A 654-nucleotide genomic window follows, 5' to 3' on the forward strand; every position below is an offset into this window, starting at 1 on the left:
CTGCCGCACGTCTCGGCGGCTCCCGGTGCGCCGATCCTGCCGCTGCTCGTGGAGACGGGACTCGTGTCGAGCCTGAGCGAGGCGCGCCGCGCTCTCGCGCAAGGCGGCGTCTACGTCGACAACGAGAAGGTCTCGGACGAGAACGCGACGTTCTCCCCCGTCCTCCCCGGTGGCGTCGCGGTCGTCCGCCGCGGCAAGCGCTCGCTCGCGGGCGTCTTCACCGCCTGACCGGGGTCGGAGCGGCGTTCGTCGCCCTCCGTCCAACGGCCCCCGTTCCCGTTCCCATCTGCGTACGCAACGGACATCCGCGGCTGAAATAACACGCGCGGTTGCCCGTCGCGTACGCAAACACCGTGAAGGGGAGGGCTAGGCGACGCGAGGGGCTAGGTGAGGCGCTTGTCGCCCGAGCGCACCACGCGCAACCAGCGGTGGCCGTAGCCGTCGAGCGGGACCTCGAGCGCGCCCTTCTCGTCGGGGAGCAGCACGTCACCGTGGAAGAGATCGACGAGCCGGGTCTCCTCGTCGGCGTCCGAGGCGGTGAAGGACACGGTCCGCGCCTCCGACGCGAGGTTGTGCAGCGTGATGAGGTGCCCCGTGTCGGCGCGCACCGACAGGGCCAGCACGCTCGCGTGATCCTGCTCGAGGATCTCCCAT

At 70.8% G+C, this 654-nt stretch carries 2 protein-coding genes; one reads left to right on the forward strand and one right to left on the reverse strand.

What is annotated here, in order from left to right:
• Positions 1 to 228, forward strand: a 228-nt coding sequence (locus AC4FQ5_RS19815) for a S4 domain-containing protein (protein WP_491146320.1), incomplete at its 5' end; no start/stop codon positions are given.
• 155 nt (positions 229 to 383) lie between these two features.
• On the opposite strand, the gene AC4FQ5_RS19820 is transcribed toward AC4FQ5_RS19815, so the two are convergent.
• Positions 384 to 654 (reverse strand): hypothetical protein (locus AC4FQ5_RS19820; RefSeq protein ID WP_491146322.1); only part of this gene is annotated, 271 nt, incomplete at its 5' end.

The organism is Chryseobacterium sp. DT-167 (assembly GCF_058310155.1).